We start from the raw sequence: 6,757 nt of genomic DNA, 5'->3' as shown, positions 1-6,757 counted from the left end.
GCCGCACACCGCACGGTGTGCGGCCGGCGGCCTCCGCGCGTCCGCGGCGGTGCCGCCCTCGCCGCCCGGCGCGCGGCCTGGTAGACCGGTGGGGTGACCACCGAACCCGAGACCACACCGCTGCCCGGCGCCCCCGAGCCGTCCGGGGAGGACCGGCCGCGCGTGACGTGCCGGATGTGCGGGCGCCCGCTGCGCGACCGGCAGGCCCGGCTGTGGGGACTGGGGGTGGAGTGCCGCGAGAAGCTGGCGGTGCGCTCGGCCCCGGTGCCGAGGCACTGGGAGGTCGAGCAGGAGGCGCTGCCGGGGATGTGAGCGCGCCGGACGCGAAGGCGTCCTCGGCCCTCGCCCCGAGGGGTGGGCCGCGTTCACGCGGTTCGCCGCGGCGGGCTGACCCGCCGCCACGCCGTCCCGCCGCTACCCCATCCCGCCCCGCCCCGTCCCACCCCGCCGCCACGGTCCCGGGTGCGACGCGGCGCCCGTGCCCCCCTCCGGCACGGGCGCCGCGGTGTGTGGGGGGAGTCAGCGCAGCAGGTGGAGGGGGACGGCGTCGGCCATCGCCTTCGCTCCGGCGTCGCCGGGGTGGAGATGGTCGCCGCTGTCGTAGCGCGGCAGCAGCCGCTGGGGGTCGGCGGGGTCGCGCAGGGCCCGGTCGAAGTCGATCACCCCGTCGTACTCGCCGCTGGTGCGGATCCAGCGGTTGACGGCCTGGCGGGCGGCCTCGTTCTCGGCGCTGTAGAAGCCGAAGGTGTCGCCCTTGAACGGCAGGATGGTGCCGCCGTACGCCTTCAGCCCCCGCTCGTGGGCGCGGGCGATGATCTGGCGGTGGGCACCGATGATGTCCCCGGCGGTGACCTTCTCGGAAGCCGGCGCGGTGGTGCCCGGGTGCCCGAGGTCGTTCACGCCGAGCAGGACGATGACGTGCTCGGCGCCGGGCTGGGCGGCCACGTCGCGGTCGAAGCGCCGCAGCGCGCTCTGCCCGAAGTACGCCGCGAAGTTCTCGGCGTCGGACCCGGCCGGCGGGTTGGGGTCGTGCAGCAGGCGGTTGCCGCTGACGCCCTGGTTGAGGACCCCCTGGGGGTGGGGGCCGTGGGCGGCGCGCAGGCGCTGGGCGAGGAAGTCGGGCCAGCGGTGGTTGGCGTTCACGTCCGTGTCGGAGCCGTCGGTGATGGAGTCGCCGAAGGCCACGACGGCCGCGGCCCGGTCGGAGCGTCCCGCGCTCACGCTCACGCCGGTCAGGAAGTACCAGCGGTCGACGGTGGCGGTCGGTGTGATGTCCGCCCGCCCGGTGACGTTGCCGGAGGCGACGTGGTTGTGCTGGAAGGCGAAGGCGTGGACCGTCGAGCCCGGGGTGCGTTCGGGCAGGTGGATGCTCACCACCAGGTCGGATCCGGCCGGCACCCGCAGGGGGACCGGATCGCTGAGCATGGGCGCGCCGGCGGGGACGGTCACGGAGGAGCGGCCGCCGAAGGTGAGCTTGCGGTCGGTGCGCGGGTCGATGCCCGAGGACGGTCCGCCCCCGGCGCGGCGGGCCACCCGGGCCTCGCCGATGACCAGGGGCCGGTCGCCGAACTCGTTCGACAGCCGGACGCGCACCCGGTCGCCGCCGATGCTGGTGCGGACGGTCTGGCGGAGGGTCTGGTCCTCGAACACGGTGGTGTCCGAGGCGGGCACGGCCGTGGGCGTGGTGGACCAGGTGCCCACCCAGGTCCGGCCGGTGTGTTCCGGGGCGGCGAGTGCCGTCCGCACGCCGGTCGTGGCGGGCGTGGACTGCGCCGTGACCAGGAGCAGGGCTCCGGTGATCAGTCCGGTGAGCAGTCCGGTGAACAGGGCCACGGCACAGCCCCTGACGCGTCCTGCGCGGTTTCTCATACGGGTCTCCCGGGGCGGTGCGGGTGGTAAGGACGGTACAGGTGGTACGGACGGTACGGGTGGCGCGGGCGGCGGACCACGGGCGGCCTCAGCCGCGGCGGGCGGGCTTGTCGAAGCGCCAGCCCTCGGCCCTGAGCCGGGGGATGACCCGGTCGACGGCCTCGACGGTCTGGCTGCGGTCGCCGCCGCCGTCGTGCATCAGCACCACGGCGCCGGGCGTGACGCCCTCCGTGATGCGGCGGACCAGCTCGTCGGTGCCCGGCGGGTCCCAGTCGCCGATCACCAGCCGCCAGCCCAGCGGCTGCATCCCCATCGAGGCCGCCACCTGCGGGGTCTGGCCCCAACTGCCGTAGGGGGCGCGGAAGTAGGGGATCGGCACGCCCGGGGCGGCCTTGCGGATCTCGGCGCTGGTCTCCTCCAGGTCCCTGCGGATGTCCTCGGGCGACCAGGAGGCCATGTCGTCGTGGTGCATGGTGTGGTTGCACAGCGTGTGGCCGCCCGCGACGATCTGGCGCACCAGCCCGGGGTGCTGCCTGACGTGGTCGCCCCACAGGCAGAAGGTCGCCTTGACGTGGTGCTTGCGCAGCACCTTCAGCAGGCGCGGGGTGTCGACGGGGTCGGGGCCGTCGTCGAAGGTGAGGGCGACGGCCTTGCCGCCGTGCCGGGTGGTCTCGACGATCGTGTCGTTCACCTGCCCGGCCCGGGCGGATCCGGTCGCGGTGAGGGCGCCCAGGCACATGCCGCCGGAGAGCAGCAGCGGAAGCGCGATGCGGCGCAGCCGGCGGGCGCGCGGGGAGCGCTCCGCGTCATGGGCGGCTCCCCCGGTGGTGCTGGCGTTCGTGGTCAAAGCTGGCCCCTTTCTGGCGCTCTGTCAGGCCCGGCGCTCCACCGGCGGTCCGTTTCCCGCGGGCCGCGCGAGACGGTCCGAAATGTTTCGGAAGTTTTCCGGTCGAGCGGGGAGAACATAGAGAGGCCCCGGACCGGCGTCAAGAGCCGTACACGTGCCGACCACGGATGCGTTTCCGCTGCTCACGGCCGGTTCGGGGAAAAGGCGGGGATCGGCCGCCACCCGAAGCGCCCCGAAAAACGCACGGGTGTCGGGCCGAAGCGGCCGTTCTCCCGACGCCCGTCTGATGACCCGGAAGGACGCCCGTGACACCGTCTCACCACGACGCCGGGACACACCCCACGCCGCCGTACGCCGACGAGCGGAGGACGGACATGCGCTCGCCCCACCGGTTCGACCCCGAGCTGGCCGCGGCGCTCCCGCTGATCCCCGAGGTCGAACTGCTCGACGTCGACGCGGCCCGGGCCTCGCAGGCCGCACAGCTGGCCGAGGTGGTCGCGGCGGCCGACACCGCGGGCGTGGACGTCGGGGAGGTCCGCGCCCCCGGCCCGCCCGGCGCGCCGGAGGTGCGGCTGCGGCTGTACCGGCCGCGGCACGCCCGGGGCCCGCTGCCCGCCGTGTACGGCATCCACGGCGGCGGCTTCATGCTGGGCTCGCCGGACGTCGACCACGACTGGAACCTGCTGCTGTGCCGGGAGCTGGAGGCGCTGGTGGTCTCGGTCGACTACCGCCTGGCGCCCGAGCACCCCTTCCCCGCGCCCCTGGAGGACTGCTACGCCGGGCTGCGCTGGCTGGCGGGGAACGCGCGGGAGCTGGAGGTGCGGCCCGACCGGATCGCCCTGTGGGGCGACAGCGCCGGGGCCGGTCTGGCCGCCGGGCTGGCCCTGCTCGCCCGCGACCGCGGCGGCCCGGCGGTCTGCTTCCAGCACCTGTGCAGCCCCGCGCTCGACGACCGCCTCCGGACCCCCAGCGCGCGGCGGTTCACCGACACGCCCGTGTGGAACCGGCGCAACGCCGCGATCAGCTGGGACGCCTATCTGGGGCACGGGGTGCGGGGCACCGCAGGCGTCTCCCCGTACGCCGCCCCCGCGCGCGCCGGGGTCATCGAGCTGTCGGGGCTGCCGCCCGCGTACGTGTCGGTGATGGAGTTCGACCCGCTGCGGGACGAGGGCGTCGACTACGCCCGCGCCCTGCTGGCCGCGGGCGTGCCCGTCGAGCTGCACCTGATCCCCGGCACCTTCCACGGCGCGTGGGCGGTGGAGCACGCCGCCGTCATCCGGCGTGCGACCGCCGAGGCGGTCGCGGTGCTGCGCGGGGCGCTGGGGCGGTGAGGCCGTGAGCGCTCAGCCGGTCCCGTCGCCGGCCAGCCGCAGCGCGTACAGGGCCAGGTGGGCGCGGAAGCGGTCCTGCGGGTCGCGCAGCCGCCAGCCCAGCTCCTTCTCGACGTGGGCCAGGCGCGCGGCCACCGAGCTGTGGTGCAGGTGCAGTTCGGCGGCGGCCTGCCGCAGGGAGCCGGTGCGGCAGAACGCGGCCAGGGCCGCCAGGAGCTCGCCGCCCTGCCCGGTCTGCCCGCCGCGCTCGCCGTGGGCCAGCTCCCCCAGCCGCCGTACGTCCGGCTGGGCGCGCAGCCGCTCCACCGGGATGTCCGCCAGCAGCGTGACCGGGCCGAGCTCGTCGTGGTCGGCCACCGCCTCCTCCGGGGCGCCCGCCACCGCGAACCGGAGGGCCGAGCGGGCCTGCGCCCAGGAGGCGTGGGCGTCCAGCGGGTCGGCGCCGCCGCCGATCCCGACGCGTGTGCCGTGCGCCGGCCTGCGGGCCGCACTCCGGTCGCGGGCCCGTTCGCGCATCGCCGCCCGCAGCTCCGCGGCCGGTGAGGCGGTGCCGGACGCGCAGCCGCCGGACGCGCCGCCCGGACGCTGCACCAGCACCGCTCCCAGCGAGCCGACCCGCGCCACCCGGACGGTGCCCCGCAGGGCGCCGCGCCCCAGCAGCGCCACGGCCTCCACTCCGGCGTCCACTCCGGCGTCCGAGCCCGCGCCCGCCCCCGGGGCCCCGGCCACCGCGACCACCCGCAGCGGCGCCTCGGGCGCCAGGCCCAGCAGCCGCAGCGCGCGGGCGCGGTCCTCGACGGCCTCCCGCCCGGACAGCACCAGTTCGACCAGCGCCGGGTCGGCCGCCCGGGGGGTGCGGGCGGGCCGGGGACGGCCGGCCAGCACGCGGGCGGCGATGGCCATCCACTCCAGGACCAGTTCGTCGAACGGCCCCGGCGCGCCGGGGCGCTCCAGCCACACCCGTCCGGCCGGCTCCAGGTCCACCCGGCCGGAGACGCGCCCGGGCGCGCCGGCCAGGGCGGCGCCGTCCGGCCCGAACCGGGCCGTGCGGCCGTCGGGCAGTTCCAGCCCCGCCGCGCATCCGGCCAGTCCCGCGGTGGACCTCGTCAGGGACACCGGGTCCAGCGCACCGCCGAGCAGCGCCTCGAAGTGGGCGATCACGCGTACGGCGGTGGCGGCGTCCGCGTCCAGCGCGGACAGCCGCAGCAGCAGTCCCTTCACGCTCCGCAGTCTAGGAAGGAGACGAACATGACCGACAGATCCGTGCGCACGGCGGAGGAGAAAACCGGAAGGCGCTCTGCCAGATCGCGCCTCGCGGCGCTGCTGGGAGGTGTCTTACCCCTGGTGGCGACCTTCCTCCTCGCCCTGGCCGCGCCGCCCGCCTCGGCGGCCTCGCTGGTCGAGGTGACGAACTTCGGCAGCAACCCCAGCAACCTGCGCATGCACCTGTACGTGCCCGACAACGTCCGGGCCCGGCCGCCGGTGCTGGTGGCGGTGCACTACTGCACCGGCTCCGGCCCGGCCTTCCACTCCGGCACCGAGTTCGCCTCGCTGGCCGACCGCCACGGGTTCGTCGTGGTCTACCCGTCCGCGACCCGCAGCGGAAACTGCTTCGACGTCTCCTCGCCGCAGGCGCTGCGGCGCGACGGGGGCAGCGACCCGGTGGGCATCCGGTCGATGGTGGGCCACGTGCTGCAGCGCCTGAACGCCGACCCGGACCGGGTCTACGTCACCGGCGCCTCGTCGGGCGCGATGATGACCAACGTCCTGGTGGGCAACTACCCGGACGTGTTCGAGGCGGGCGCGGCCTTCATGGGCGTGCCGCACTCCTGCTTCGCCACCACCGACGGGTCGGGCTGGAACAGCTCCTGCGCCAACGGCACCCTGGACAGGACGCCGCGGCAGTGGGGCGACCTGGCGCGCGGCGCGTACCCCGGCTACGGCGGGCCCCGGCCCCGGATGCAGATCTGGCACGGCACCGAGGACAGCACCCTGCGCTACCCCAACTTCAACGAGCAGATCGAGCAGTGGACCGACGTCCACGGGGTGGGCCGGACGCCCGCGTACACCGACCGTCCGCAGTCCAACTGGACCCGCACCCGCTACGGCGGCACCGGCGACCGGGCCCCGGTGGAGGCCGTCAGCGTCCAGGGGGTCGGTCACTCGCTGCCCACCGGCGGCATGGCGGCCCGGGCCGTCGCGTTCTTCGGCCTGGACGGCACCGGCTCCACGGATCCCGACCCCGACCCGGATCCCGGTCCGGGCCCGGGCGCCTGCCGGGTCGCCTACTCCGCCAACGCCTGGAACACCGGGCTGACCGCGTCCATCACCGTCACCAACACCGGCAGCGCGCCGCTGAGCAACTGGTCGCTGGCCTTCGCCCTGCCCCCGGGCCAGACCATCACCTCGGGCTGGGGCGCGGCCTACAGCCCGAACAGCGCCTCCGTGACCGCCACGGCCGCCTCGTACAACTCCACCCTGGCCGCCGGGGCGAGCGTCCGGATCGGCTTCCAGGCGAGCCACACCGGCAACACCGGCGGGCCGTCCTCCTTCACGCTGAACGGCGCCGCCTGCACCACCGCCTGACCCGTGTCCGGGACACGGCACCGGCCCCGGCGGGACGTCCCGCCCGTACGTTCCGGCGGCACGTCCCGGCGGCACGTCCCGGCGGCACGGGGTCGCGGCATGGGGCCGGGGCGCGGCCGGCCGG

General features: G+C 76.1%; 6 protein-coding genes. 3 read left to right on the top strand and 3 right to left on the bottom strand.

Features of this window, described 5'->3' with window-relative positions; genetic code table 11:
* Positions 1–93 precede the first annotated feature (93 nt).
* Positions 94–312, top strand: coding sequence for a DUF6011 domain-containing protein (locus QC029_RS30050; RefSeq protein WP_279559012.1), 219 nt, complete (start codon positions 94–96; stop codon positions 310–312).
* Between the two features lie 207 nt (positions 313–519).
* Here the strand turns inward: QC029_RS30050 and QC029_RS30045 are convergent, their stop codons facing one another.
* Together QC029_RS30045 and QC029_RS30040 are read right to left on the bottom strand one after the other, a co-directional pair.
* Positions 520–1,869 (bottom strand): SGNH/GDSL hydrolase family protein, encoded by a 1,350-nt coding sequence (locus QC029_RS30045; protein ID WP_279559011.1) that lies wholly within the window; start codon positions 1,867–1,869, stop codon positions 520–522.
* A gap of 88 nt (positions 1,870–1,957) precedes the next feature.
* A complete protein-coding gene (locus tag QC029_RS30040; RefSeq protein ID WP_279559010.1) occupies positions 1,958–2,716 on the bottom strand; it encodes a polysaccharide deacetylase family protein in 759 nt (252 codons plus the stop codon).
* A 374-nt stretch (positions 2,717–3,090) separates the two neighbouring features.
* On the opposite strand from QC029_RS30040, the gene QC029_RS30035 reads away from it, so the two are divergent.
* The gene (locus QC029_RS30035; RefSeq protein WP_279559013.1) at positions 3,091–4,047 is read left to right on the top strand and encodes an alpha/beta hydrolase; all 957 of its coding nucleotides are present in this window, start codon (positions 3,091–3,093) and stop codon (positions 4,045–4,047) included.
* A 12-nt stretch (positions 4,048–4,059) separates the two neighbouring features.
* Here the strand turns inward: QC029_RS30035 and QC029_RS30030 are convergent, their stop codons facing one another.
* Entirely contained in the window at positions 4,060–5,268 is a 1,209-nt protein-coding gene (locus tag QC029_RS30030; RefSeq protein ID WP_279559009.1) for a helix-turn-helix domain-containing protein, read from the bottom strand.
* A 27-nt stretch (positions 5,269–5,295) separates the two neighbouring features.
* On the opposite strand from QC029_RS30030, the gene QC029_RS30025 reads away from it, so the two are divergent.
* Positions 5,296–6,633, top strand: a complete 1,338-nt coding sequence (locus tag QC029_RS30025) for a PHB depolymerase family esterase (RefSeq protein WP_279559008.1) — start codon at positions 5,296–5,298, stop codon at positions 6,631–6,633.
* Positions 6,634–6,757: the final 124 nt, after the last annotated feature.

Origin of the sequence: Streptomyces sp. DH37 (assembly GCF_029813835.1) — a bacterium.
Lineage (GTDB): Bacteria > Actinomycetota > Actinomycetes > Streptomycetales > Streptomycetaceae > Streptomyces.
The sequence above is the reverse complement of the archived record's forward strand: the minus strand, read 5'-3'. Positions and strand labels throughout refer to the sequence as shown.